Below are 24,923 nucleotides of genomic sequence, written 5' to 3'. Positions count from 1 at the left end.
CCTCAGGCTGAGGGCTCGTGTTGCAGCCCGTCGCTTGCCGCTCAGACCAGCTCGACCTTGCCGGTCGCAAGATCGTAGACCCCGCCGGCGACCACGAGCTTCTTCTCGGCCATGCGCTGCGCCAGGACCGGCTTCGCCCGCTTCAGCGACTCGACGTTGAACCTGACATTGGCGATGGTCGCGGCCTTCAACAGGTCGGCCGGAGACTCCTTCTGAGCTTCGAGCACGGCCGGGCGGATGGCGCCGATCAGCGAGGGCAGATGCCCGGGCAGCTTGGTGTTGTTCTTGACCACATCGATCGTCGCCGCGACCGCGCCGCAGCCGGTATGGCCGAGCACGAGAATGAGCTGCGATCCGAGCACCTGCGCGCCATATTCCAAGCTCGCCAGCCCATCCTCATTGACGAAATTGCCGGCGACACGGACGACGAAGAGGTCGCCCGGCCCCTGGTCGAAGGCGAGCTCGGGCGCGACGCGGGAATCGGCGCAGCTCAGGATCGAGGCGAAGGGATATTGCGATTGCGCCCGCGCCGCGCGCCCGGCCGAGAAATCGCGTTCCCTCGGCTGATTGGCGGCGTAGCGCGCATTGCCCTCGGTGAGGCGCTTCAGGGCCGCCTCGCCGGCCACCGGCTGAGCCGGCGTGGTGGATTGCGCAAAAGCCGAGCCGGCATAGCCAGCAAAGGCAAGCCCGGCCGCGCCCTTCAGGAAACTGCGGCGCGAACGCGCGGTAAACGTGGTCAGGCAATTCTCACACATGATCGGTCCCCCTCTGGCGAGTAGATCGCAGCTGGACCTTATGCGGAGCTTGATGGCTGTTGCGTGAAACGATCGCGAGGCGGGCCCGCGATCGCATGTCGGTCGGACGGCGCCTCAGCGCACGAACTGGTCGTAGATCTTGCCGAACTCGCCGGTCGCCTTGGCGAGGTGCAGCCACTGGTCGACGAAGGCCTTGAAGGTCATGTCGCCCCGCGGCAGCAGATAGCCCATCTCGCCGAATTGCAGTGGCTCGTCGGGATTGATGGCGCAGAGTCCGGGATTGGCCTTCTCCTGCACCTTGGTCTCGATCGACTCCGCCACCATGATGTCGGCCTTGCCGGCGAGGATCTGCGCGAAGATCGTGACGTTGTCGGGGTAGACCTCGATCTTGGCCTGCTTGAAATTGGCGCGGGCGAAACGCTCGTTGGTGCCGCCGGGATTGACGATGACGCGCGTCTCCGGCTTGTCGATATCGGCGATCGTCTGGAACTTGTCCTTGTCGGCGCAGCGCGCGATCGGCGCCTTGCCGTTGACCATGTAGGGCGTCGAGAAGAAGGCGCGCTTCTGCCGGTCGAGCGTCACCGAGATGCCGCCCATGGCGATGTCGCATTTGCCCGAGGTGAAGTCGTTCAGCAGGTCGCCCCATTTGGTGGCGACGAAGCGCGGCTCGACGCCGATCGCCTTGGCAAGCGACTTGCCGAGCTCGATATCGATGCCCTCGTAGCCGCCATCCTTCGCCAGCGTGAACGGCTTGTAGTCGCCGGTCGTGCAGATCAGCAGATGGCCGCGGCTCTGGATGGTGTCGAGCTGGCTCGCCGGGGCGGCCGTCTGCGCCAGCGCGGCTGCGGTCAGGCCGAGCCCGGCGGCCAGGCTCAGGGCCGCCAGTTTGAGCCCGTGGAATGTCGTCTTGGTCGTCATGGAAACCCCTCGGCTTTTGTTATGGCGCGTAGGAGAGCAGGGAACATGCCGCCGATCAATCCGGCTGCGAGCGCCCCGCCGCCTCAGCGCAGGTACTGATCGTAATAGCGCTTGTACTCGCCGGTCTGCTTGGCAAGATGCAGCCATTGGTCGACGAAGGCCTTGAAGACCACGTCGCCGCGCGGCAGCAGATAGCCGATCTCGATGAAGGTCAGCGGCTTGTCGACATTGATCGCGCACAGGCCCGGCTTCAGCTTCTCCTGGACTGTCGCCTCGATCGCCTCCGTGACGAAGACGTCGGCCCGGCCGGCCAGGATCTCGTCGAAGATCGTGACGTTGTCGCCGTGCAGCTGGATCTTCGCCTGCTTGAAATTCGTCCGGGCGAAGCGCTCGTTGGTTCCGCCGGGATTGGCGATCGCAGTGACGCCCGCCTTGTCGATGTCGGCGACGCTCTGGAACTTCTCCTTGTCCGAGCAGCGCGCCAGCGGCACCTTGCCGGTCGCCAGCGCCGGTGTCGAATAGAACACGCGCTTCTGGCGCTCGAGCGTGACGCCGATGCCGCCCATCGCGACATCGCATTTGCCGCCGGTGAAATCGGCGATCAGCTCGGCCCATTTGGTCCGCACGAAGCGCGGCTCGACGCCGATCGCCTTGGCCAGCGACTTCGCCATCTCGATGTCGATGCCTTCGTAGCTCTCGCCGACGGCATTGGTGAACGGCTTGTAGTCTCCCGTGGTGCAGATCCTGATCACGCCCGCGCTCTGGATCGCGTCGAGCTGGCTGGCAGGTGCCTGGGCTCGGGCCGTGCCGAGGCCGAGAACGATGGCGAAAGCCGCCGTCAGGCCGGCGCGAATGGTCGTGGTCGTCATGGAAGCCCCCTTGGCCGGTCGTTTTTGCGGCGATCGCAGCAGAGCAGGGCCGCGGATCGGGATCAACCGATGGCAGGGCGAGCCGGGCGTTCGCACCATGCATCGCTGCCGTATCGCTCCGCGATTTCACTTTGGCGCGCAATGCTCTAGGTTGCGCCGCCTCGCGCCGCACGGCGCGGAGAAAGTCGTTCCAGAGCCCGTCATGACCCTGAAGACCCGCATCATCCCCTGCCTCGACGTCAAGGACGGCCGTGTCGTCAAGGGCGTGAAGTTCCTCGATCTCGTCGATGCCGGCGATCCGGTCGAGGCCGCCAAGGCCTATGACGCCGCCGGCGCCGACGAACTCTGCTTCCTCGACATCACCGCGAGCCATGAGGACCGCGGCATCCTGCTCGATGTCGTCACGCGCACGGCCGAGGCCTGCTTCATGCCGCTCACCGTGGGCGGCGGCGTGCGCAAGGTCGAGGATATCCGCGCGCTGCTGCTCGCCGGGGCCGACAAGGTCTCGATCAACACGGCAGCCGTGACGAATCGCGGTTTCGTCAAGGAAGCGGCCGAAAAATTCGGCGACCAGTGCATCGTCGTCGCCATCGATGCCAAGCAGGTCTCGCCCGGACGCTGGGAGATCTTCACCCATGGAGGGCGCAATGCCACCGGTCTCGAGGCCGTCGCCTTCGCCCGCGAGGTCGTCTCGCTCGGCGCCGGTGAATTGCTGGTGACCTCGATGGACCGCGACGGCACCAAGTCCGGCTACGATCTCGGCCTGACCCAGCGCATCGCCGATGCCGTTTCGGTTCCGGTGATCGCGTCGGGCGGCGTCGGCGATCTCGACGATCTCGTTGCGGGCGTGCGCGAGGGCCGGGCCAGCGCCGTGCTCGCCGCCTCGATCTTCCATTTCGGCACCTACACGATTGCCGAGGCGAAGGCGCATATGGCCGAGGCCGGCCTGGCGATGCGGCTGGATTGAGCGGTGCTCAGCCTGCACGTTAACGAGCTGAGTGAGTATAGCCGGTCAGTTGCGCGCCTGATCTCGAAGCACCGGCCAGCTTGGCTCGCGCATGCGACAGCGATCGAGATCGAAGGTACTTCGCACAAGGCTTTGGAAGTCAGGATTCCAAACGAAAATCCGATTGGTCCCATCATCATCGTCACCGATCGCGACGAAATGACGGTCTGGGCTTCAGAGTATTTCCACCATCATTTTAGCGGGGACGATGGGGATTTTGAGCACGCTCTATATTTTATCGATAATGTGATGTCAGAAGAATTCATTATCTATTGGGTCTCAAAAGATAAAAACTGGGTTCAAAGCGGATTTTTTGATTCTGTCAGATTTGATCTACTGAAAGATGTCCCGGTGGGGGATCATCATGTCGTAACGCGGTCGTGGGCCGGAAGCCGCGATCGTGAGTACGATATTGATTTTTCGGTCTTCGGTAAGCTCTGGTACTAAGGCTCATAATATGACCACCTTCACCCTCGCCGATCTCGAAACGATCGTTGCTGCGCGCGCGAAAGCCTCACCCGAGGAATCCTGGACAGCCAAGCTGATCGCCGCCGGTCCGGAGCGGGCCGCCAAGAAGCTCGGCGAAGAGGCAGTCGAGGCCGTCATCGCCGCCGTTAAGGGCGATCGTGAGGAGCTGATCGCCGAAAGCGCAGACCTGCTCTATCATCTCTTGGTTGTGCTATTATCGCGCGATGTTGCATTGCAGGATGTGTTAAGCCAGCTTGAGGCCCGCACCGCACGGTCAGGCCTGGCTGAAAAAGCGGCACGGAAGCCCTAGTTCGAGGAAGTTCAAGCCTTGAATGTCGAAGTCTGGAATGCGGGTCGCGTCAGTATGGACCAGCGTCTTATCCCGGCCCCGGTCGATCCGGATCTGGTCTCGCCCTACCGGACCTTCACGCGGGACGAATGGGCGCATCTGCGCGCCGATGCGCCGCTGACGCTATCGGTCGACGATCTCGTCAAGCTGCAATCGCTGAACGATCCGATCTCGATCGACGAGATCGTGGCGATCTACCTGCCGCTTTCACGCCTGCTCTCGCTCTACGTCGCCGCGACGCAAGGGCTGTTCAAGGCGACGCAGCGCTTCCTGCTGGCCGAGGCCGAAGCGAAGGTACCCTATGTCATCGGCGTCGCCGGCTCCGTCGCCGTCGGCAAGTCGACGACGGCGCGCGTGCTGAAGGCGCTGCTCTCGCGCTGGCCGAACACGCCCAAGGTCGAGCTCGTCACCACCGACGGCTTCCTGCTGCCCAATGCCGAGCTCGAGCGGCGCGGGCTGATGCAGCGCAAGGGCTTTCCGGAGAGCTATGACAGCGCTGCAATCCTGCGCTTCCTCTCCGATGTGAAAGCCGGCAAGCCTTCGGTCGCGGCCCCGGTCTATTCGCATCTCGTCTACGATGTCGTGCCGGGCGAGCAGGTCACGGTCGAGCGACCGGACATCCTGATCCTCGAGGGCTTGAACGTCCTGCAGCCGAACCATCGCATGCCGAAGGACGGCAAGCTCATCCCCTTCGTCTCCGATTATTTCGATTTCTCGGTCTATCTCGACGCGCATGAGGACGACCTGCATCGCTGGTACGTCAACCGCTTCATGACGCTGCGCCAGACCGCTTTCCGCGACCCGCGCTCCTTCTTCCGCAAATATGCCGAGATCGGCGAGGAGGAGGCGCTCTCGATCGCCGAGAATCTCTGGACCGGCATCAACCTGCCGAACCTGATCGAGAACATCTTGCCGACGCGCCAGCGCGCCAGCCTGATCCTGACCAAGGGCGCGAGCCACCGCATCCAGCAAGTGTCGCTGCGGCGGCTCTGAATGGAAGCCCTCAGCTCGCTCGCCCTGATGGCGGGCGCGGCCTTCGTTGCGGCGACCATCCTGCCAGCGCAGTCGGAAGCGGTCTTCCTCGGGCTGCTCGCTGCGAAAAGCGTCGATCCGCTGGCGCTCTTCCTTACCGCCAGCCTCGCCAACACGGCCGGCTCCGTCCTCAATTGGTGGATCGGCCGGCTGATCGCGCGCGGTGGGCTTGATCGGCTGCCGGCGCGGCTGCGGCCCGATCCGGACAAGCTGACGCGCGCCCAGACCTTGTTCGGCCGCTTCGGCTGGCCAGCGCTGCTCTTCGCCTGGCTGCCGATCGGCGGTGATCCGCTGACCGTGGTCGCCGGCACCCTGAACTATCCGCTCGGCCGCTTCATCGTACTGGTGCTGGTCGGCAAGGCGGGGCGCTATGCGGCGATCTGGGCCGGCTGGGCTGCTGCATCCTGAACCTGGGATCCAGCGCGACTTTATCGCGCCGCGCATTTGCGCGTCTCGATGTCTCGGGCTACCAGCAATCCCCACCTTGAGGAGACTTGATCATGAGCATTCAGCGCATCGGTGTCGGCCCCCGCATGTCCAAGGCCGTCGTCCACGGCGACACCGTCTATCTCGCCGGTCAGGTTGCCGATAAGGCCGCCGGCAAGAGCGTCGCCGAGCAGACCGCCGACATTCTCGGCATCATCGACGGTCTGCTGGCCCAGGCCGGTACTGACAAGAGCAAGCTGCTGATGGTCAATATCTGGCTGTCGGACATGTCGACCTTCGCCGAGATGAACGGCGTCTGGGACAAGTGGGTCCTCGAGGGCCAGACCCCCGGCCGCGCCACGGTCGAGGCCAAGCTCGCGGCGCCGCAGTTCACCGTCGAGATCGCGGTCATCGCCGCGCGCTGAAGCGCGCCTTGACGTGGAGATCTCTTGAGCATCGATCCGAATCTCTCCGCCATTCTGGCGCGGGTGTCGCGGCGCGAGGGCGTGTCCCCCGCGCTGCTGCTCGGCGTGCTCGCCTCGATGGGGCAGGCCTCCGGCAAGCCGGATTTCAGCCGCATCGAACATGATCTGCTGCGCAAGGCCGGGGAATCCCAGGCCCTGCGCGCCCGCCTGTCGAAACCCTCCGGCATCGATGCCGAATTCGACCGGCTCCGTATATTGGCCGCAGCCGCGCTGGCGGAGGGCCGGTTCGCCGAGGCGGACCGCGCGCTCGCCCAGGCCGAGCAGCGCAATCTCGACAGCTCGGCCGGGCACGACAAGATTTCTCCGGAGCGGCTCCTGGCCGCCGCCGCCGGCCGCGCCGATCGTGGTACGGTCGCCATGCTGCGGCTGCATCCGCAAGCCTATCGCGACGGCGCTGAGCGTTTCGCCGAGGCGGCGCTCATCGCCAATTCCGCCGGTGCCGGGCAAGGCCATGCCTATAGCTTGCGGCAGGCCGATGCGCTGGCGCGGATCGGTGCTGATTTCCGCGATCGCACGGGTTTCACCGCGGCGATCACCCAGTTGCGCGCCATGCTGGCCAAGCTCGACAATTTCGATCAGACCGTGCCCTGGGCCGAGACACAGCTGCGGCTGGCGCGCTCGCTGACCGGCATCTGGCATCTCGAGGGTGATCCCGCGCTGCTGCGGGACTCGGCCGCGATCTATCGCGCCACGCTGGAAGACCTGCGGCAGGAGCACGCGCCCGGCCTATGGGCGGGCATCCAGAGCCGACTCGGCGAGGTCCTGGCCCGGCTCGGCGAGCGTGAGGACGACGCCGCGCTCCTCGAGGACAGCGTCACTGCCTTCAAGGCGGCGCTATCGGGCATGAAGCGCGCCGAGATGCCGCGGGAATGGACCCGGCTGCAATGCGAGCTCGGCAAGGCCTATGTCGCGCTCGGGCTGCGTGCCCATGGCGCCTTGGCGCTCGAGGCGGCGGTGAACTGCTTCAAATTCGTCCTCGACGACTGGACGCGCGAGTCCGTCCCGCTCGACTGGGCCGCGGTCCAGGATCGCATCGGATTCGCGCTCTTCGCGCTGGCGGCGCATTATCGCGAGCCGGTCGTGCTGGAGGAGGCCGTCGCGGCCTTCGATGCGGCGCTGGAGGAACGGCGGCGTGACATGGTGCCGGGTCTCTGGGCCGAGACGACGGCAGGCCGGGCCGTCGCGCTGTCGCAGCTCGCCTCGCGCCTATCCGACCGTGCGTTGGCGGAGAAGGCTGCCGCCGATTTGATGGTCGCGATCGAGACCTTTCGCGCGCTCGGCCAGGCAGCGGTTGCCAAGCGCTTCGAGCCGCGGCTGGTCGAGGCCGGCACGCTGATCCAGCAGTTGCGAAAGAATTAGAGCCTTTTCGAGCGAAGCGGGCACCGGTTCACCGTCAGGCCGCCTTTTTCCAGGCTGCCAGCCGCTCCAGCGCTGCATCCAGCGTCGCGTCATGCTTGGCGAAGCAGAAGCGCACGACATTCTTGACGGCGCCCTCGGCGTAAAAGGCACTGACCGGAATCGCCGCGACGCCGTTCTCCGTCACCAGCCGCTGGCAAAAGGCGACATCGTCGCTCTCGCCGAGCGGGGCGATGTCGACATTGAGGAAATAGGTGCCGACGCTCGGCAGCACGCTGAAGCCGAGGCCTTTCAGTCCGCCGGCGAATCGGTCGCGCGAGCGCTGGAAATCGGCTCGCATGCCCTCGAAATAGGAATCGTCCTTGCCAAGGCCATAGGCGACCGCCGCCTGCAGGTTCGGCGGCGTGGTGAAGGTGATGTACTGATGCGCCTTGGCCAGCACCTTCATCAGGTTCGGCGCCGCCATCACCATCCCGACCTTCCAGCCGGTCAGCGAGAAGATCTTGCCGGCCGAGGAGATCTTCACCGTGCGCTCGCGCATGCCCGGCCGGGCCAGCATGGGCTTATGGCGGTGGCCGTCGAAGACGACATGCTCCCAGACCTCGTCGCAGATCGCGACCGCGTCGTGCCGGATGCAGAAATCGGCGAGCAGGTCGAGATCGGCCTCGCTGAAGATCGTCGCGGTCGGGTTCAGCGGGTTGTTGAACAGCACGACCCTCGTCTTCGGCGAGAAGGCCTTGGCGAGTGCCTCCTCGGTCAGCCCGAAGGCCGGCGGGGTCAGCGTCACGAATTTCGGGATGCCGCCGGCCCGTCGCACCAGCGGCACATAGGCGTCGTACATCGGCTCGAACAGCACGACCTCGTCGCCGGGCGTGATCAGCGCCATCAGAGCCCCGGCGATCGCCTCGGTCGCGCCGGAGGTGATCATCACTTCGCTGTCGGGGTCGAGATCGAGCCCCTGCCAATGCCTGAAATGCGCGGCCGCCGCCTGCCGCAGCTCGGGGAGGCCCATCATCGGCGGATACTGGTTCCAGCCATTGACCACCGCGTCGGCGGCTTTCTGCCGCACGTCGAGCGGGCCGGGATCATCGGGAAAGCCCTGGCCGAGATTGACCGCGCCGGTTTCGCGCGCGAGCCGCGACATCACTTCGAACACGCTGGTCTGAAGGGCGGAGAAGATCGGGTTCATCGCAATTTTGTCTGGTTCAGCTGCGAGTGAGGCCGGGCCTCAGGGCATGATGCCGAAAAATGCGAAGCGGTTTTCGGACGACATCACGCTCTTGCGCTTGGTTGAGAGGCGGATTCAGTCACCAGGCTGGAGTCGCTGGGCGACGCCAGCCTGGTGACATCCGGCCCTAGCACGTCGAGCGGCTCGGCGCACGCATCAGCGGCATGGCCAACCCCCCAAAAATATATGGACTGATGAATGTTGACATTCATCAGCGATCAATGCTTATCTCCCTTCAGCCGGTTCACGGATGCGCCTGCGGTTTCTTCGCCCCTTTGGAACTGCGGACCGCGCCGTGAGCCGGTGAACTGTTTTTGCCTCCCGCCATCGCTTGCCCGCACCGGGGGCGCCGCCTAATCAGGCTGCATGGCCGAGCGCAGACCCACCCCCGCCCTGATGCTTCTCGGCACCGGCTCGAATGTCGGCAAGTCGCTGCTCGTCGCCGGTCTCTGCCGACTTTTTGCCGATCGCGGGTTGAAGGTGCGTCCTTTCAAGCCGCAGAACATGTCGAACAATGCCGCCGCGACCGCTTTTGGCGAGATCGGCCGGGCCCAGGCCCTGCAGGCGCGCGCCGCACGCGTTGCGCCCCATGTCGACATGAATCCTGTGCTGCTCAAGCCCGAGAGCGACACCGGGAGCCAGATCATCCTGCAGGGCCGCGTCGCCGGCCATCTCGCCTCCGGCGACTTCACCCGGCGCGGCGATTTCCTGCCGCAAGTGCTGGAGAGCTTCGAGCGCTTATCCGACGAGGCCGACCTCGTGCTGGTCGAGGGCGCCGGCTCGCCGGCCGAGACCAACCTGCGCGCCCGCGACATCGCCAATCTCGGTTTCGCCCGCGCCGCGAATGTCCCTGCGATCCTCGTGGGCGATATCGACCGCGGCGGCGTCATCGCCAGCCTGGTCGGCAGCCATGCCGTGCTCGACGAGGCTGATCGCGCGATGATCCGCGCCTTCGCCATCAATCGCTTCCGCGGCGAAGTCTCGCTCTTCAAGGCCGGCGTCGACACCATCGCCCAGGCGACGGGCTGGCCTTGCCTCGGCGTTGTGCCCTGGTTCAACGAGGCGATCCACTTGCCCGCGGAGGATGGGCTCGATCTCGCGGCTGGCCCGCCCAAGCCGGGTGCGAAGCTCAAGGTCGCCGTGCCCGTAATGCCCGGCATCGCCAATTTCGACGATCTCGACCCGCTGAAGCAGGAGGACGCGGTCGAGCTCGTCATGATCAGGCGCGGCACGGCGCTGCCCGGCGATGCGGGTCTGATCATCCTGCCCGGCTCGAAGACGACAATGCGCGATCTCGCCGTCCTGCGCACTGAGGGCTGGGATATCGACATTGCCGCCCATCGTCGCCGCGGCGGCCATGTGCTGGGCCTGTGCGGGGGCTACCAGATCCTTGGCCGCGTGGTGCGGGACCCGCTCGGCCTGGAAGGTACCGCAGGCGAGGCGCCGGGGCTCGGCCTGCTCGATATCGAAACCGTGCTGGAGCCGGGCAAGACCGTCCGCGAAGTCGCGTTCGAACATCCCGCTAGCGGCGCGACAGGCCGCGCCTACGAGATCCATCTCGGCCGTAGCGAAGGGCCCGACACGGCGCGCGCGCCGTTTCGCATCGGCACGCGCCAGGACGGGGCGGCCAGCCCGGATGGGCGCGTTGCCGGCACCTATCTGCATGGCATGTTTACCTCCGATGCCGTTCGGAGGGCCTGTATGGCGCAGATTGCAGGCGGGGCTCTGGAGTCGACCCTGGATTACGAAGCGGGGGTGGAGGCGGTGCTCGATCGGCTGGCCGCCCATCTCGAGCGGCATCTCGACATCGCGGCGATCCTGGCGCTCGCCCATGCGCGCTCGGTCTGAAACTGGCCGCCCTTCGACTTCACTATACCCTGGGCGCGGATCGAATACCTCGGGAACGAGATTGCCGGTTTCGTGTTGACGTAGTAGTCAGGACAACGGTCTTCCGACAGGAATTGGCAGCAGCTTGGGGATAAAGTCTTTATTCGCCATGGTGTTGACGATTGATGAAATTCGTCATAGTGATCAATTCCACCCGTCACCCGCCGACCATATGAACGGGAACCTGAGTTGAGCATCCCTGAGCGCGACACGCGGCAGAGCATCGTCGATACGGCAGAGCGCTTTTTCCGCGACATCGGCTACCAAAAGACGACCGTGGCCGATATCGCCAAGTCGCTGCGGATGAGTCCGGCCAATGTCTACCGCTTCTTCGATTCGAAGAAATCGATCAACGAGGCGGTGTTGGCGCGCTTCAAGGGCGAGCTCGAAGAGGAGATGGCGGCGGTCGCCGCCCAGCCTCGCAGCGCCGCTTCCCGCCTGCGCGACATTCTGGCGCTGGTTCACCGAGTCAATTCCGGCCGCTTCGCCGATCAGCTGCGCATGCAGGAGATGGTCTGCGCCGCGATGGAGGAGAGCTGGGACGCGATCCTTGGCCATATCGCCCGTTTCGATGCGCTGCTGCGCCGGGTCATCGCCGAGGGCGTCGACAATGGCGAGTTCCGCAAGATCGATCCGGACCTGGCGACGGGCTGCATCCGCACCGCGCTGATCCGCTTCCACCATCCCGTTCTGATCCTGCAATGCGAGCGCATTCCCGGCCCGACGCTCGAGGAATTCATCGAGTTCGTCATGGCCGGCCTGGAACAGCCCGCGGCTGCGGCCAAGGCGCCCGCCTGAGATTTCGCCGATCGGCGTCGACGGCCCCGCGTTGACAAGCCGTCAAGGGAGCGGGATACCCCCGCGGGCATGGCCACAATCAACAAGCAGAACCTGAAGAAGCTCGCCGTCATCGCGCATGACCTCGTGGTCACCGCGCTGGCGATCCCGCTCGTCTTCATCGTGCGCTTCGAGGGCCTGCTGCTCGACGAGCGCATGCAGTACTTGCCGAGCTTCCTGCCGCTTTTCATCGCCTATGCCGGCACGGTCTACTGGTTCTTCCAGCTCTACCGCTCGAGATGGCGCTTCGCGTCGCTGCCGGACCTGTCGAACATCGTCAAGGCGGTGACGATCCTCTCGCTGACCCTGCTCGTCGCCGACTATGTGCTGATCGCGCCGAACATCTACGGCTCCTTCTATTTCGGCAAGATCACCATCGCCCTCTACTGGCTGGTGCAGATCGCCCTGCTCGGCGGCCCGCGGCTGGCCTATCGCTATTTCAAGTATTCGCGCTCGAAGCACCTCGCCGTGCGCGAGTCGGCCGTGCCGGCGCTCGTGCTCGGTCGCGGCGCCGATGTCGAGATGGTCATCCGCGCCATGGAGACCGGCACGATGCGGCGGCTGCGGCCGGCCGGTATCCTCTCGCCGCGTGCCGACGATCTCGGCCAGTCGATCCGCGGCGTGCCGGTGCTCGGGCTGCTCTCGCAGATCGAGACCGTGGCGGCCGATGCGGCCGAGCGCGGCGAGCCTTTCCGTCGCATCGTCGCCACTCCGAGCGCGCTCGTGCCGGAGGCGGAGCCGGACCAGTGGCTCGCACGTACGCGCAAACTGGCATTGCCGATCTCGCGCCTCGATTCATTCGGCGAAGGCGCGCGCGATACCGAGCTGGCGCCGCTGGAGATCGAGGATCTTCTGGTGCGCCCCTCGGTCAGGATCGACCGCGAGCGCCTCGGCAATTTCCTCAAGGGCAAGCGAGTCATCGTGACCGGCGGCGGTGGCTCGATCGGCTCGGAAATCTGCCTGCGCTGCGCCGCCTTCGGCGCGGCCGAGCTGCTCGTGGTCGAAAGCTCCGAGCCGGCGCTCTTCAAGGTCACCGAGGAACTCACTGCACATGGGCATGAGACCAAGGTCACTGGCGCGCTCGCCGATGTCCGCGATCGCGCCCGGCTGACGCAGCTCTTTGCCGGCTTCGCCCCCGATATCGTGATCCATGCCGCCGCGCTGAAGCATGTCCCCTATCTCGAGGCCGATTGGGCCGAGGGCATCAAGACCAATATCTTCGGCTCGATCAACGTCACGGACGCGGCCATTGCCGCCGGCGCCAAGATCTTCGTGATGATCTCGACCGACAAGGCGATCGAGCCCGTCTCGATGCTGGGCGCGACCAAGCGCTTCGCCGAGATGTATGCGCAATCGCGCGATGCCGAGTTCGTCGCGGCCGCGGCCGGCATGCGCCTCGTCGCCGTGCGCTTCGGCAATGTGCTTGGCTCGGTCGGCTCGGTCGTGCCGAAATTCAAGGCGCAGATCGAGCGCGGCGGGCCGGTCACCGTGACCGACCCCGAGATGATCCGCTATTTCATGACGATCCGCGAGGCCTGCGACCTCGTGCTGACCGCCGCTTCCCATGCCCGTGCCGACGGGCCCGAGGCCGAGCGCGCCGCCGTCTATGTGCTGAAGATGGGGCAGCCGGTGAAGATCATGGACCTCGCCGAGCGCATGATCCGGCTGGCCGGCTATGAGCCCAATATCGATATCGAGATCGCCATCACCGGCGTGCGTCCGGGCGAGCGCCTCAACGAAATCCTCTTCGCCCATGACGAGCCGATGGCCGAGACCGGCCTCGACGGCGTCATGGCGGCCAAGCCGAGCTTCGCGGCCAGGGCGCGCATGCAGGGCTGGCAGTCGCGGCTGGAGGCGGCGGTAAAGGCCGAGGACCGCGCCATGGCCGAAGCCGTGCTCGACGAGGCGATCCCGGATTTCAGTCGGCGTGAGCAGAAGCGGCTAGCCGCGCCAGCGCCTCAGCCGTCTCTGCCGGCGGCTGCCAGCCGGCCCTGAGCAAGGCGTTCGGCCGGGCGACGAGCCCGCCGCTCAGCTTGGCGAAAAGCTCCCCGCGGCCGAGAAGCGTCGCCGCCAGCCGCAGCAGCATGGCCGGAACCGGCAAGAGGCCGGGCTCGCGCCCGAGCCCCTGGCGCATTGCCGTGATCATCTCGGCCACGCTGACCGGTTCGGTATCGGCGACGATGAAGCTGCGGCGCACCGGGCAGGCCGGCGTCAGCGCGAAGGCGATCGCCTCCGCCAGGTTTTCGACCGCAACCAGCGAACGCAGCGCCTTGAGGCTGCCGAGCGGCAGGGGCAACGGCGATTGCGCGAGCTTGAGCAGCGCCGCCATGTTGGCCTTCACGCCCGGTCCATAGACCAGCACTGGCCGTAGCGCGATCCAGTCGAGATCGAGCCCTGCGAGCCCCTGCTCGGCCGCGAGCTTGGAGCGGCCATAGGCATCGTCGGGCCTGGGCTCGTCGCTTTCGCTCAGCGTGGCGCTGTCGACATCGCCGATCTGCGCCTTGATCGAGGAGAGGTAGACGAAGCGCGAAACCCCGGCCAGCCGGGCCGCCTGGGCCAGTTCCAGCGTCGCCTGCGTGTTGATGCGCTGGTAGAGCGCCTCATCGAGACCCGGACCGGCATGGGCGAGGCCGGCGAGATGGACGACATGGCTCACCCCCGCCAGCGCCGCGCGCCAGTCGGTCGACTCGGAGAGATCGCCGGTGACGATCCGCTCCACGCCTTCGGGGACGGGCGCGTCGCGCCGCTGCGTGACGCGGATCGGATAGCTCTCCGCGCGCAGCCGCGCGACGACATGCGGCCCGATGAAGCCGCTCGCGCCGGTGACAAGGATCCGTTCAGCCGGCAAGGCTGAAGCGCTTTCGCGAGAAGCGGCGCAGCAGTATCCCGGTCAGCAACAAGGCCGCGAACAATCCGGCGAACTGCACCCAGACATTCGGGAAGGCGATGGTCATCGCCGCCAGGGCGACCAGTCCGAGATTGAGCAGCGCCACCTGCGCCACGATCTCGCTGACTCCATAGCCGTTGCTCGTCGCCTGCTGGTAGAAATGCGAGCGATGCGCCTCCCAGACTTTCTCGCCGCGCGCGAGCCGTCGCATGAGCGTGATCGTCGCATCCAGCACATGGTAGAGCGGCAGGATCAGCGCGGCGGTGAAGGCACCGGTGCCGGCGAGGCGATAGAGCAGATAGGCGGTCAAGAGGCCAATCGGCAGCGAGCCGACATCGCCGAGGAAGAGCCGCGCCGACGGCTTGTTGAACGGCGCGAAGCCGAGGAGCCCGCCGAACAGCGCCGCTGCCAGCAGTCCGCTGGCCGGATCGAGCGGCCCGGCAATGCCCGCCAGGGCCAGCGCGCCGGCGAGCGGCACGATGCCCATGACGGTGATCCAGTCGATTCCGTCCATGAAATTGGTGAGATTGACGAACCAGACCCCGGCGATGAGTGCGAGTGCCCGTTCCAGCGGCAAAGGCAGGGCCGGGAACAGCCTGATCTCCGGCGCGGCATAGAGCAGCACCAGCCCGACACAAAGTGCCTGCAGGACCAGCCTGATCGAGGCCGGCAGTGGCCTGATATCGTCCCAGGCGCCGACGATCGCGAGCAGGATGGAGGCGGCCATCACCAGCAGCAGCGCATCGCGCGCGGCAACCGGCATCGGCAGGAACAGCAGAGCTGCCCCGAGCGCCAGGAAGGCGCCAGCCAGGACCGCGATGCCGCCGCCCTGCGGTGTCGGGACGCGATGGCTCGAGCGCGCATTGGGCCGGGCCAGCGCGTAGCGCACCAGCAGCGGGCGCAGCAGCACGCATAGCCGGCCTGCGGCGGCAGCGGCGGCAATCGCGATCAGCAAGGTGGCGGCATAAGGTTCCAAGGCGGCGGCACCATAGTCGAGCGGAGCGAAATGCCTAGTGCCGATCGTCGTCGCAAGCCCCGGAAACTTTGGCCATTATCCGTCGGAGTGGGGCGGCCGGTCCGCCGCAGGAAGAGGTTCGCGTTCGGCAAGACTTGCAAATCCCGGCACAAATGGTGAACGTAGCCTATGCCCGTCGCCGATCCCGTCCTGAACCCGCCGCCCGCGCGGCCTGACATCACCCGCGCCGTCTGCCGCGGCGCCGGCCGCCATTTGCGCGAGCGCGGCTATGCCATCGTCAAGGAGATGACCTTCGCCAATGGCCGCCGCGGCGACATCGTCGCCCTCTCGCCATCCGGCGAATTGCTGGTGGTCGAGGTCAAGTCCGGCATTGAGGATTATCGCGTCGACGGCAAATGGCCGGATTATCGCGAATATTGCGACGGTTTCCTCTTCGCCGTCGCGCCGGAATTCCCGCGCGAGATCTTGCCTGAGGATGTCGGACTGATCGTCGCCGATGCCTATGGCGGAGAATTGCTGCGCGATGCCCCGCGCCATCCGCTCGCACCGGCGAGGCGCAAGATGCTGACCATTGCCTTCGCCAAGCTCGCAGCAGGGCGCCTGGCTGCGATCGAGGACCCTGCGCTCTAGAGCATTTTCGAGCGAAGTGGACACCGGTTCGCGTGAAGAAAATGCGTCAAAACAAATAGATAGAGAATTTTCGCGATTCGGAGAAACGCGGAAATACTCTAGCGCATTGGCCCGAAGAGTGGCTTGCGGTTTTCAGAAAAAGCCGATGCGAAAACAAGAAGCTAGACCATCGGACCGGTCCGACGGTCTAGCGAGGCTGCCTCAGCGCGGCGCGCGCTTGGCCAGGATACGCTGCAATGTGCGGCGGTGCATGCCGAGCCGGCGCGCGGTCTCGGAGACGTTGCGGCTGCACAGCTCGTAGACGCGCTGGATATGCTCCCAGCGGACCCGGTCGGCCGACATCGGGTTTTCCGGTGGCGTCGGGCGCGAATCACGCGCCGCGGCGAGCGCCGAATGGATCTCGTCGGCGTCGGCGGGCTTGGCCAGGAAGTCGAAGGCGCCGAGCTTCACCGCGCTGACCGCGGTTGCGATATTGCCGTAGCCTGTCAGCACGATGCCGCGCGCATCCGGGCGGCGCTCCTTCAGTCGGGCGATGACATCGAGCCCGTTGCCGTCGGCGAGGCGCAGGTCGATCACGGCGAAGGCGGGCGCAGCCTCTTCCACGGCCGCGAGCCCCTCGGACACGCTCTCGGCGGTGCGGACCGAGTAGCCGCGACCCTCCATCGCCCGTGCCAGCCGGTTGAGGAACGGCTTGTCGTCATCGACGAGCAGGAGGGACATGTCGGCCTGGGTCGCTTCGCTCAGCGCCTGTTCCATTGAAACTCTCCTTCCGCCCTGCGGTCGTGACGGAATTGTAACGCGACTATCGAATCCATGCATCTGACTGCGTTCCGGATCAATTCCTCGACCATGCCCTGGCGACAGGACCAAATCCCTTTTGCCGAACATGCTCTAACCCCAAGTAGTGATTAGGCTTCCAGGTTTGAAGACCCGGCGGGCCTGAGATCGGCCTCGAAAACCGCCCGCGGCCAGACGATCCGCACAGAGGCGCCACTGGCAGGCCCCGGCCGATTGGAGAATTCGAGCGTCGCCCCGCCGCGCTCCAGCAGGGTCTTCGCGATGAACAGGCCGAGGCCGAGCCCGCCTCCCGCGCTGCTCTCGCCGCGCTCGCGTGACAGATAGGGCTCGCCCGCGCGCATCAGCACATCCGGCGGAAAGCCGGGTCCGTCATCGGCGATGGTCAGAGCGACATGGCTTTCGCCCCATTGCGCGGTGATCGTCACCTCCGACTTGGCGAAATCGACGGCATTGTCGACGATATTGCCGAGCCCGTAGATCATGCCGGGATTGCGCCGGCAGACCGGCTCCGGCTTCTCGCCCAGCATGTCGATGCGGAACGGCACGCCGAAGGGGCGCTGCGGCCCTGCCGCCTCCTCGATCAGCAGGCGCAGGGAAAGCTGGTCGAGCGGCCCGGCATCATCGTCCTGCAGCGAGGTCAGCTTGCCCAGGATGCCGCGGCAGCGCTCGACCTGCTCGCGCAGCAGCGTGATGTCGTCGGCCATCTCGCCATCCGGCGGGGCGAGCCTGGACAGTTCTCGCGCCACCAGCGCGATGGTGGCGAGCGGCGTGCCGAGCTCATGCGCCGCGGCGGCGGCGAGGCCGTCGAGCTGCGAGAGATGCTGCTCTCGTGCCAGCACGAGCTCTGTCGCGGTCAGCGCCTCCGACAGGTCGCGTGCCTCCTTGGCGACGCGCCAGGCATAGATGCCGGTGAAGCCAAGGCCGAGAACGAGGGCGATCCAGTTACCTGCCTGGTAATAGGGCGGCAGCACCGGCCGCTCCGGCCCTGACCAGGGCAAGGGGAAATGTTGGAAGCTGAGCAGGCTCGCCAGAGCCACCGCCAGCAGGCCGAGCACCAGTGTGCGCTGCGGCTGCAGGGCTGTGGCGGAGATCATCACCGGCGCCAGGAACAGGATCGAGAATGGATTCTGCAGCCCGCCGGTCAGATAGAGCAGGGCTGCAAGCTGGATGATGTCGAAGGCGAGCAGCGCCGTCGCCGCGTCCTCGCGCAGCCGGTGGCTCAACGGAAAGCGCACCCGCAGCGCGATATTGAGCCAGGCGGAGACCGCGATGACGGCGAAGCACCAGCCGAAAGGCAAGGGAAAGCGCAGGCCGAAATGCACGCCGGCGACGGCGAGGCTCTGGCCGGCAATGGCGAGCCAGCGCAGGCGCACCAGCGTATCGAGCCGCAAATGCCGGCCCGAACGGGCGAGCGCCGGCTCGACCAGATCGGAGAAGCCGGTCATCCCGCCGCGCTCCCGATCCTAGCCTTATTTGGCAGTGCAAAACTCGCATATTCGGGCATTGTAGGAGATTCTTAGCCTTTAGCCGGATTGAATGAGAACAAAATCAACCTAACTTGATTGGTTTGTTGCGGCGCATCATCGGATGCATCGGGTATCGGAAAAGGATCGTCGCCGCATGTATGGTGCTGCCATGTCGTTCGCCTACCATGCCTACGAAGCGGTTCATATGATGGTCAGCCCCGCCAGGGGCATGTCCGATGCGCTGCATCTGGCGTTCAAGAACCCCGCCAATCCCTGGACCTACACGCCGGTCGGGCGAACCATCGCCGCTTCCTGCGAATTGTTCGAACGCTCGACGCGCCGCTACGGCAAGCCGGCCTTCGGCCTCGCCGAGACCACGATCAACGGCGTCAAGGTCGCGGTCGAGGAGCGCGTCGTCTGGGAACGGCCCTTCTGCAAGCTGGTCTATTTCGACCGCAAGATTCCCGGCCGGCGCAAGCCGCAGCCGAAGATCCTCCTGGTCGCGCCGATGTCGGGCCACTATGCCACGCTGCTGCGCGGCACGGTCGAGGCCTTCCTGCCCGGCCATGAGGTCTACATTACCGACTGGACCGATGCCCGCACCGTGCCGCTCGCGGCCGGGCCTTTCGATCTCGACGATTACATCGACTACGTCATCGACATGGTCCACACGCTCGGACCGGACACCCATGTCATGGCCGTCTGCCAGCCGGCCGTGCCGGTCATCGCTGCGGTCGCGCGCATGGAGGCGGAGAACGACGCCAGCGCGCCGCGCTCGATGACCCTGATGGGCGGGCCGATCGATACCCGCCGCTCGCCGACCGCGGTCAACCTGCTCGCCCAGGAGCGCGGCATCGACTGGTTCCGCCGCAACTGCGTCACCAGGGTGCCCTTCCCGCATCTCGGCATGTTCCGTGACGTCTATCCCGGCTTCATGCAGCTCTCGGGCTTCATGGCGATGAATATCGACCGGCACATCAGCGCCCATTACGAGATGTTCAAGCATCTCGTCGCCGGCGACGGTGATTCCGCCGAGAAGCACCGCGACTTCTACGACGAGTATCTGGCGGTGATGGACCTGACCGCCGAGTTCTATCTGCAGACGGTCGACACTGTCTTCGTCAAGCACGCCTTGCCCAAGGGCGAGATGATGCACCGCGACAAGCCCGTCGACCTCAAGGCGATCCGCCGGGTCGCGCTGATGACCGTCGAGGGCGAGAAGGACGATATTTCCGGCGTCGGTCAGACCAACGCGGCGCATGATCTCTGCGTCAACATCCCCTCGGACAAGCGCGTCCATTACCTGCAGAAGGGCGTCGGCCATTACGGCGTCTTCAACGGCTCGCGCTTTCGCGCCGAGATCGCCCCGCGCATCTCCGATTTCATGGTCAGCCTCGACATGGAAGCGGCCAAGAGCCGCCGCGACGACAGCGTAGCGACGGCCCGCAAGGCACTGAAGGTCGCGGGCTGACAATCCTGGCCTTCATTCCCTCGGCCTCATCCTTCGATACGCGGGCTACACCCGCTCCTCAGGATGAGGTCTGAAGGTTCGCCAGAGTGCAAACCCTCTTCCGCATCGCCCGCGAATCCAGCACAATTGCCGGCGATGCGGCTCTCCCTGTTCAAGCGCCAGCCTGATCCGGACGCGATCGAGGTCGCGCATGCCGGCACGCTCTATTCCGTCGCGGTGAAGCGGCGCGCCGCGGCGCGCCGGATGACCTTGCGCGTCTCGCAGGCCACCGGCGAGATCACGCTGACCTTGCCCGAGCGGGCCGATTTTCTCACCGGCAAGCTCTTTGCCGAGAAGCATGGCGGCTGGATCGCGGCGCGCATCGCCAAGCGCCCGGCCTCCGTTCCCTTCGAGCCGGGCCAGGTCATCCCCTTTCGCGGCGTGCCGCACCGGATCGTGCACTGGTCCAAGGTGCGCGGCCTGACCCAGGCGACGACCGACAAGGACGGCACGGCCATCATCGCGGTTGCCGGTGAGGCGGCCCATGTCGCGCGCCGGGTCAAGGATTTCCTGCGCAAGGCGGCACTCGACGACCTGGAGCGCTCCGTCAGGCACCATACGGCGACGCTCGGCATCCCCGCCCGCAAGATCACCATTCGCGACACGACCAGTCGCTGGGGCTCCTGCTCCTCCAAGGGCCATCTCAACTTCTCCTGGCGGCTGATCCTGGCGCCGCCCCTGGTGCTGGATTATCTCGCGGCGCATGAAGTGGCCCATCTCAAGGAGATGAACCATTCCCACCGCTTCTGGGCGCTCACCCACAAGCTCTGCCCGCGCACGGAAGAAGCGGAGGCCTGGCTAAAGCGGCACGGCGCTGCGCTGCACGGCTACGGCTGAGCCTCGACAGGCTCGTTGCGCGCGCCTAAGAGCGCTGCGGACCATCTCAGCCGAAATCGATCGCCATGAAACTGCGCCCCGACACGCTGGCGATGACCGCCATCCTCGCCATGCTGACGGCGCTCGGGCCGCTCTCGACCGATTTCTACCTGCCCTCGTTGCCCGAGATCGTCCGGGTGATGGGAACGACGGTCTCCGGCGCGCAGGCGACGCTCTCCTCCTTCCTGTTCGGCTTTGCCGGCGGCCAGATCATCTGGGGCCCGCTCTCCGACCGGCTCGGGCGCAAACCCGTGCTGCTGACCGGCCTCGGGCTCTTCCTGCTGGCGACGCTGGCCTGCGCCTTCTCGCCCTCGATCGAGGCGCTCACCGCTGCCCGCGCCGCGCAAGCGCTCGGCGCCTCCGGGCCGATCGTGCTCGGCCGCGCCATGGTGCGCGACCTCTACGACGGGCCGCGCGCCGGCCGCGAGCTGGCGCGCATGGGCATGATCATGGGGCTGGTTCCGGCCGTCGCGCCGGCGATCGGCGGTGTCTTGCAGGGCCTGTATGGCTGGCGCTCGACCTTCATCGCCTCGCTCGTCTTCGCGCTCGGTCTGGCGGTCGTGATCGTCCTCGTCTTGCCCGAGACGATTCGTGCCCGTTCGCCCGAGCGGCTTTCGCTCGTCGCGATCTTCCGCGGCTTCGGCGTGCTGCTGCAGAACCGGACCTATCGCGTCTATGTCGCCCTGACCGCGCTGGCCTATGGCGGGCTCTTCGCCTTTATATCCGGCTCGTCCTTCGTGCTGATCAGCATCTACGGCCTGTCGCCGCGCGATTACGGCCTCTCCTTCGGCATCGGCGTGCTTGGCTATATCCTCGGCACGATCATCGCCCAGCGCCTTGTCGGCAAGCGCGGCATGGATGGCGTCATCGCGCTCGGCGTCGGCTGCCTCGCGGGCGGCGGACTGCTCATGCTGGTCGCGCTCGCGAGCGGGCTCGGCGGCGCGCTTGGCGTGGTCATCCCCTGGGCTGTTTATGCGATGGGCGTCGGTCTCACCATGCCGCAGGCCCAGGCCTCGGCGATGATGCCCTTCCCCGAACGTGCGGGAGCGGCCTCATCCTTCTCCGGCCTGTGCCAGATGCTGTTCTCGGCCTGCGTCGGCCTGCTCGTCGGCAAGCTGCTGCATGATTCGGCCGTGCCGCTGCCGGCCGTGATGGCGACGCTCGGCGTGACCTCGCTTGTGCTGTTCCATGCCTCGCGCCGGATCCGCGCCAAGAAGGCCTGAACGCCGCTGCGGAACCCTGCCCGACGTCGCGGGATTGTCCCCAAGAGTAACAATCCGGGAGGCGGGCAGTGTTCGACCATATCGGCTTTCGCGTGCGTGACCTTGCCGCGGCGCGGCGCTTCTACGACGCCATCGCCGCTCCGCTCGGGCTGCAGACGGCCGACAATACCAAGACCTCGTTCGTGTTCGGCCGCAGCGCCGCGGAGCCCGTCCCCTTCGTCTGGATCGGCACGGACGAACCGAGTTTCTGGGATTCTGGGCAGCACTACGTCTCGGCGAGCCCGATCCATGTCGCGTTCTCGGCGCCGGATCGGCAGGCGGTCGATGCCTTCCATCGGGCCGCGCTCGCTGCCGGTGGTCGCGACAATGGCGCGCCCGGGCCGCGCGGCCCTGCCGAGATGAACTATTACGCGGCCTTCGTGCTCGATCCCGACGGCAACAATATCGAGGCCGGCAAGCGGGGCTGAACGCATCGAGCATTTTCGAGCGAAGTGGATAGCGGTTCGCGTGAAGAAAATGCGTCGAAACAAGAAGCGCGGAAATACTCTAGCCGCCGAACAGCCGCTCCAGGAAGTTCCGCTCCTGCGGAGCCGGCGGCACCCAGGCGCGGTCGCTGTCGGCGGTCTGGGTCGAGGCCGGCGGCTGCACGCCCGCGACCGGCGCGCCGCCATCGAAGATTGTCTTCGGCGCACCATGCCAGAGCCCGCCCGGCAGCGGCGAAGGCTGCAGGCCGACATGGGCGGCCTTCATGTATTTGCCCCAGATCTCCAGCGGCAAGCCGCTGCCATAGACCCGCTTCATCGCGCTGTTGTCGTCATTGCCGAGCCAGACGGCGGTGACGAGCTTGGAGGTGAAGCCGACGAACCAGGCATCGCGGAAATCCTGCGTCGTGCCCGACTTGCCGCCGACCTCCCAGCCCGGGATATTGCCCTTGCTGCCGCTGCCGCTGACCATGGTCTCGTGGAACATCGCGTCCATCATCGAGAGCGGCTGCGGCTGGATCACTGGGCCGAAGCCATTGCCCTTGCGCGCATAGAGCACCTTGCCGTTCAGCGTCTTCACCTCGCGGATGACATAGGGCAGCACCGACTGGCCGCCATTGGCGAAGGTCGCATAGGCCGTGGCCATCTCGATCGGCGCCACTTCGGAGGTGCCGAGCGCCAGCGACGGATTGGCCTGAAGCGCCGAGGAGATGCCGAGCCGCTGAGCCGTGCGCACCACCTCCTTCGGCGTCACCTCCTGGTTGAGCTTCACCGCGACCGTGTTGATCGAATGCGCGAAGGCAGTCTGCAGCGTCACCGGGCCGCGATAGGTGCGGGTGTTGTTCTCCGGCTGCCAGCCCTTGATCGAGACCGGCGAGTCGTCGCGGATCGTGTCTGGCGTCAGGCCGCGCTCGATTGCAGTCAGGTAGACGAAGGGCTTGAACGAGGAGCCGGGCTGGCGCCTGGCGGCGGTGGCACGGTTGAACTGGCTCTTGGTATAGTCGCGCCCGCCGATCAGCGCCCGCAGCGCCCCGTCCGGCGCCAGCGAGACGACCGCGCCCTGGCTGATGCCCTGCTTGGCGCCTTGCGCCGCGAGCGAATCGACGAGGATGGTCTCGGCCGAGGATTGCAGCTTGGTGTCGATCGTCGTCAGCACGGTCACGTCACCGTCGACCGCGCCGATGAAATCGTCGAGCACGTCCATGACATAGTCGGCGGCGTAGTTGACCGAGCCGGCGCCCACACGCTCGGCCGCTTCGGCCGGGGCGACCAGCGCGGTCTTGGCCGAGGCCTGCGAGATATAGCCCTGCTCCGCCATGGCCGAGATCACGAGCTTGGCGCGCGCCTCGGCGAGCTCCGGGTTGCGGTTCGGCGCCAGCCGCGAGGGCGCCTGCACCAGGCCGGCGAGCATCGCCGCCTCGGGAATCGTGACCGAGCGCGCCGACTTGTTGAAGTAGCGCTGCGCCGCCGCCTCGACGCCATAGGCGCCCGAACCGAAATAGACCCGGTTCAGGTAGAGCTCGAGGATCTGGTCCTTGGTGTAGGTCTGCTCCAGCCAGAGCGCCAGGATCGCTTCCTGGATCTTGCGCGAGGCGGTGCGCTCCTGGGTCAGGAACAGGTTCTTGGCGAGCTGCTGCGTCAGGGTCGAGCCGCCCTGCATGCCGCCGCGACCGCGCAGATTGGTCACGATGGCGCGGGTGATGCCGACCGGATCGATGCCGAAATGCTCGTAGAAGCGCCTGTCCTCGATCGCGACGAAGGCCTTCGGCAAATAGGGCGGCACCTCGCCGATGGTGATCGTCCGGCCACCGGTCTCGCCGCGATTGGCGAGCAGCGAGCCGTCTGCGGCGAGGATCGCGATGTTTGGCGGCCGCTTCGGCACGGTGAGCTGGTTGATCGGCGGCAATTGCGCGGCGTGATAGGCGATCAGTCCGCCGAGCCCGATCGCGCCCCAGAGGCCGAGCACCAGCGTCCAATACATCATCATGCCGAGCAAGGAGCGGCGCTTGCGCCCCCGCTTGCGGCCACCTCCGCCGCCCTTGCCGGCGCTGGGCCGGCGCTCGCGCTGCGGCTCGTTGCGGGCCTCGCTTCGTCCGCCGCCACGATGGGAGCGGCTGGAGCGGTCATCGGCGGAGAGGCGCATGTCGAAATCGTCGCGACTGCCGCCGCGCCCGCTCTCGAAAGAGGGCTCGCGCCGCTCACTGCCTCGTCTCGTCCGGTCGCTCATCCTGCCCCGTTCAGCCCGCAATCGCGCCTCGGCGGCGCATCGGATTTCACACATGAGTCAAACATGGCGCTTTTAAGGGTCGGTTAAGCGAACGGCGCCCGCGGCTTTGAAATCCATTGCGGTTTTTGCTGACTGTGTTTTTCACGCATGGGCGGCGCAGGTGATCGGTCTTCGTCCGCGTGGCGTCGCGCCCGATCGATTCGCTTGTCGGGCTCAGCATTGCACATCGAGC

At 66.2% G+C, this 24,923-nt stretch carries 24 protein-coding genes; 15 read left to right on the top strand and 9 right to left on the bottom strand.

Translation table 11 applies throughout. The annotated features are described in order from the left end of the window. Positions 1 to 41: 41 nt before the first annotated feature. From EV560_RS09110 to EV560_RS09100, 3 genes are all read right to left on the bottom strand, one after another. Positions 42 to 755: a carbonic anhydrase gene (locus tag EV560_RS09110; protein ID WP_131855406.1), complete on the bottom strand. Its 714-nt coding sequence runs from the start codon at positions 753 to 755 to the stop codon at positions 42 to 44. A 114-nt stretch (positions 756 to 869) separates the two neighbouring features. Next, positions 870 to 1,673 (bottom strand): transporter substrate-binding domain-containing protein, encoded by an 804-nt coding sequence (locus EV560_RS09105; RefSeq protein ID WP_131855405.1) that lies wholly within the window; start codon positions 1,671 to 1,673, stop codon positions 870 to 872. Positions 1,674 to 1,756: 83 nt separating this feature from the next. Beyond that, entirely contained in the window at positions 1,757 to 2,542 is a 786-nt protein-coding gene (locus EV560_RS09100; protein ID WP_131855404.1) for a transporter substrate-binding domain-containing protein, read from the bottom strand. A gap of 202 nt (positions 2,543 to 2,744) precedes the next feature. Between EV560_RS09100 and hisF the strand changes: the two genes are divergently transcribed. The 7 genes from hisF to EV560_RS09065 all read left to right on the top strand — a co-directional run bounded on the left by hisF (position 2,745) and on the right by EV560_RS09065 (position 7,667). Beyond that, positions 2,745 to 3,509: an imidazole glycerol phosphate synthase subunit HisF gene (hisF, locus tag EV560_RS09095; RefSeq protein ID WP_131855403.1), complete on the top strand. Its 765-nt coding sequence runs from the start codon at positions 2,745 to 2,747 to the stop codon at positions 3,507 to 3,509. 3 nt (positions 3,510 to 3,512) lie between these two features. Then, a complete protein-coding gene (locus EV560_RS09090; RefSeq protein ID WP_131855402.1) occupies positions 3,513 to 3,995 on the top strand; it encodes a hypothetical protein in 483 nt (160 codons plus the stop codon). Positions 3,996 to 4,005: 10 nt separating this feature from the next. Then, the gene (locus EV560_RS09085) at positions 4,006 to 4,326 is read left to right on the top strand and encodes a phosphoribosyl-ATP diphosphatase (RefSeq protein ID WP_131855401.1); all 321 of its coding nucleotides are present in this window, start codon (positions 4,006 to 4,008) and stop codon (positions 4,324 to 4,326) included. 54 nt (positions 4,327 to 4,380) lie between these two features. Continuing rightward, on the top strand, positions 4,381 to 5,358 hold the full coding sequence (gene coaA / locus EV560_RS09080) for a type I pantothenate kinase (RefSeq protein WP_131855400.1): 978 nt from the start codon (positions 4,381 to 4,383) through the stop codon (positions 5,356 to 5,358). Beyond that, positions 5,359 to 5,805, top strand: a complete 447-nt coding sequence (locus EV560_RS09075) for a YqaA family protein (RefSeq protein ID WP_131855399.1) — start codon at positions 5,359 to 5,361, stop codon at positions 5,803 to 5,805. Between the two features lie 92 nt (positions 5,806 to 5,897). Beyond that, a complete protein-coding gene (locus EV560_RS09070; protein ID WP_131855398.1) occupies positions 5,898 to 6,248 on the top strand; it encodes a RidA family protein in 351 nt (116 codons plus the stop codon). A 24-nt stretch (positions 6,249 to 6,272) separates the two neighbouring features. Further along, a complete protein-coding gene (locus tag EV560_RS09065) occupies positions 6,273 to 7,667 on the top strand; it encodes a hypothetical protein (protein ID WP_131855397.1) in 1,395 nt (464 codons plus the stop codon). Positions 7,668 to 7,701: 34 nt separating this feature from the next. Here EV560_RS09065 and EV560_RS09060 read toward each other — a convergent pair whose 3' ends face one another. Further along, a complete protein-coding gene (locus EV560_RS09060; RefSeq protein WP_131855396.1) occupies positions 7,702 to 8,853 on the bottom strand; it encodes an aminotransferase in 1,152 nt (383 codons plus the stop codon). A 405-nt stretch (positions 8,854 to 9,258) separates the two neighbouring features. Between EV560_RS09060 and EV560_RS09055 the strand changes: the two genes are divergently transcribed. From EV560_RS09055 to EV560_RS09045, 3 genes are all read left to right on the top strand, one after another. Next, positions 9,259 to 10,740 (top strand): cobyric acid synthase, encoded by a 1,482-nt coding sequence (locus EV560_RS09055; RefSeq protein ID WP_248311947.1) that lies wholly within the window; start codon positions 9,259 to 9,261, stop codon positions 10,738 to 10,740. A 228-nt stretch (positions 10,741 to 10,968) separates the two neighbouring features. Beyond that, on the top strand, positions 10,969 to 11,577 hold the full coding sequence (locus EV560_RS09050) for a TetR/AcrR family transcriptional regulator (protein WP_131855395.1): 609 nt from the start codon (positions 10,969 to 10,971) through the stop codon (positions 11,575 to 11,577). Between the two features lie 78 nt (positions 11,578 to 11,655). Beyond that, a complete protein-coding gene (locus EV560_RS09045; protein WP_131855514.1) occupies positions 11,656 to 13,611 on the top strand; it encodes a nucleoside-diphosphate sugar epimerase/dehydratase in 1,956 nt (651 codons plus the stop codon). Here the strand turns inward: EV560_RS09045 and EV560_RS09040 are convergent. Together EV560_RS09040 and EV560_RS09035 are read right to left on the bottom strand one after the other, a co-directional pair. After that, positions 13,535 to 14,464, bottom strand: coding sequence for an NAD-dependent epimerase/dehydratase family protein (locus EV560_RS09040; RefSeq protein WP_131855394.1), 930 nt, complete (start codon positions 14,462 to 14,464; stop codon positions 13,535 to 13,537). The two genes, EV560_RS09045 and EV560_RS09040, sit on opposite strands and share 77 nt — an antisense overlap. Further along, a complete protein-coding gene (locus EV560_RS09035) occupies positions 14,454 to 15,479 on the bottom strand; it encodes an MraY family glycosyltransferase (protein WP_248311946.1) in 1,026 nt (341 codons plus the stop codon). The genes EV560_RS09040 and EV560_RS09035 overlap by 11 nt, the downstream gene beginning before the upstream one ends. Before the next feature lie 168 nt (positions 15,480 to 15,647). Between EV560_RS09035 and EV560_RS09030 the strand changes: the two genes are divergently transcribed. Beyond that, positions 15,648 to 16,109 carry an MmcB family DNA repair protein gene (locus EV560_RS09030; RefSeq protein ID WP_131855393.1) on the top strand — a complete coding sequence of 154 codons (462 nt, stop codon included), beginning with the start codon at positions 15,648 to 15,650 and terminating at the stop codon, positions 16,107 to 16,109. 201 nt (positions 16,110 to 16,310) lie between these two features. On the opposite strand, the gene EV560_RS09025 is transcribed toward EV560_RS09030, so the two are convergent. Both EV560_RS09025 and EV560_RS09020 read right to left on the bottom strand, forming a co-directional pair. After that, positions 16,311 to 16,865, bottom strand: a complete 555-nt coding sequence (locus tag EV560_RS09025) for an ActR/PrrA/RegA family redox response regulator transcription factor (RefSeq protein WP_131855392.1) — start codon at positions 16,863 to 16,865, stop codon at positions 16,311 to 16,313. 152 nt (positions 16,866 to 17,017) lie between these two features. Then, positions 17,018 to 18,352: an ActS/PrrB/RegB family redox-sensitive histidine kinase gene (locus EV560_RS09020; protein ID WP_131855391.1), complete on the bottom strand. Its 1,335-nt coding sequence runs from the start codon at positions 18,350 to 18,352 to the stop codon at positions 17,018 to 17,020. 175 nt (positions 18,353 to 18,527) lie between these two features. Here EV560_RS09020 and EV560_RS09015 point away from each other — a divergent pair, with 175 nt between their 5' ends. The 4 genes from EV560_RS09015 to EV560_RS09000 all read left to right on the top strand — a co-directional run bounded on the left by EV560_RS09015 (position 18,528) and on the right by EV560_RS09000 (position 22,449). After that, on the top strand, positions 18,528 to 19,844 hold the full coding sequence (locus EV560_RS09015) for a polyhydroxyalkanoate depolymerase (RefSeq protein ID WP_282568843.1): 1,317 nt from the start codon (positions 18,528 to 18,530) through the stop codon (positions 19,842 to 19,844). A 135-nt stretch (positions 19,845 to 19,979) separates the two neighbouring features. Further along, on the top strand, positions 19,980 to 20,720 hold the full coding sequence (locus tag EV560_RS09010) for a M48 family metallopeptidase (protein ID WP_131855390.1): 741 nt from the start codon (positions 19,980 to 19,982) through the stop codon (positions 20,718 to 20,720). Positions 20,721 to 20,785: 65 nt separating this feature from the next. Further along, positions 20,786 to 21,982: a multidrug effflux MFS transporter gene (locus EV560_RS09005; RefSeq protein ID WP_131855389.1), complete on the top strand. Its 1,197-nt coding sequence runs from the start codon at positions 20,786 to 20,788 to the stop codon at positions 21,980 to 21,982. A gap of 68 nt (positions 21,983 to 22,050) precedes the next feature. Next, the gene (locus EV560_RS09000; protein ID WP_131855388.1) at positions 22,051 to 22,449 is read left to right on the top strand and encodes a VOC family protein; all 399 of its coding nucleotides are present in this window, start codon (positions 22,051 to 22,053) and stop codon (positions 22,447 to 22,449) included. A gap of 79 nt (positions 22,450 to 22,528) precedes the next feature. Here the strand turns inward: EV560_RS09000 and EV560_RS08995 are convergent, their stop codons facing one another. Continuing rightward, a complete protein-coding gene (locus EV560_RS08995; RefSeq protein ID WP_131855387.1) occupies positions 22,529 to 24,691 on the bottom strand; it encodes a transglycosylase domain-containing protein in 2,163 nt (720 codons plus the stop codon). Between the last annotated feature and the right edge of the window lie 232 nt (positions 24,692 to 24,923).

It is taken from the genome of Allobosea sp. BK604 (assembly GCF_004341515.1).
Taxonomy (GTDB): domain Bacteria; phylum Pseudomonadota; class Alphaproteobacteria; order Rhizobiales; family Beijerinckiaceae; genus Allobosea.
The sequence above is the reverse complement of the archived record's forward strand: the minus strand, read 5'-3'. Positions and strand labels throughout refer to the sequence as shown.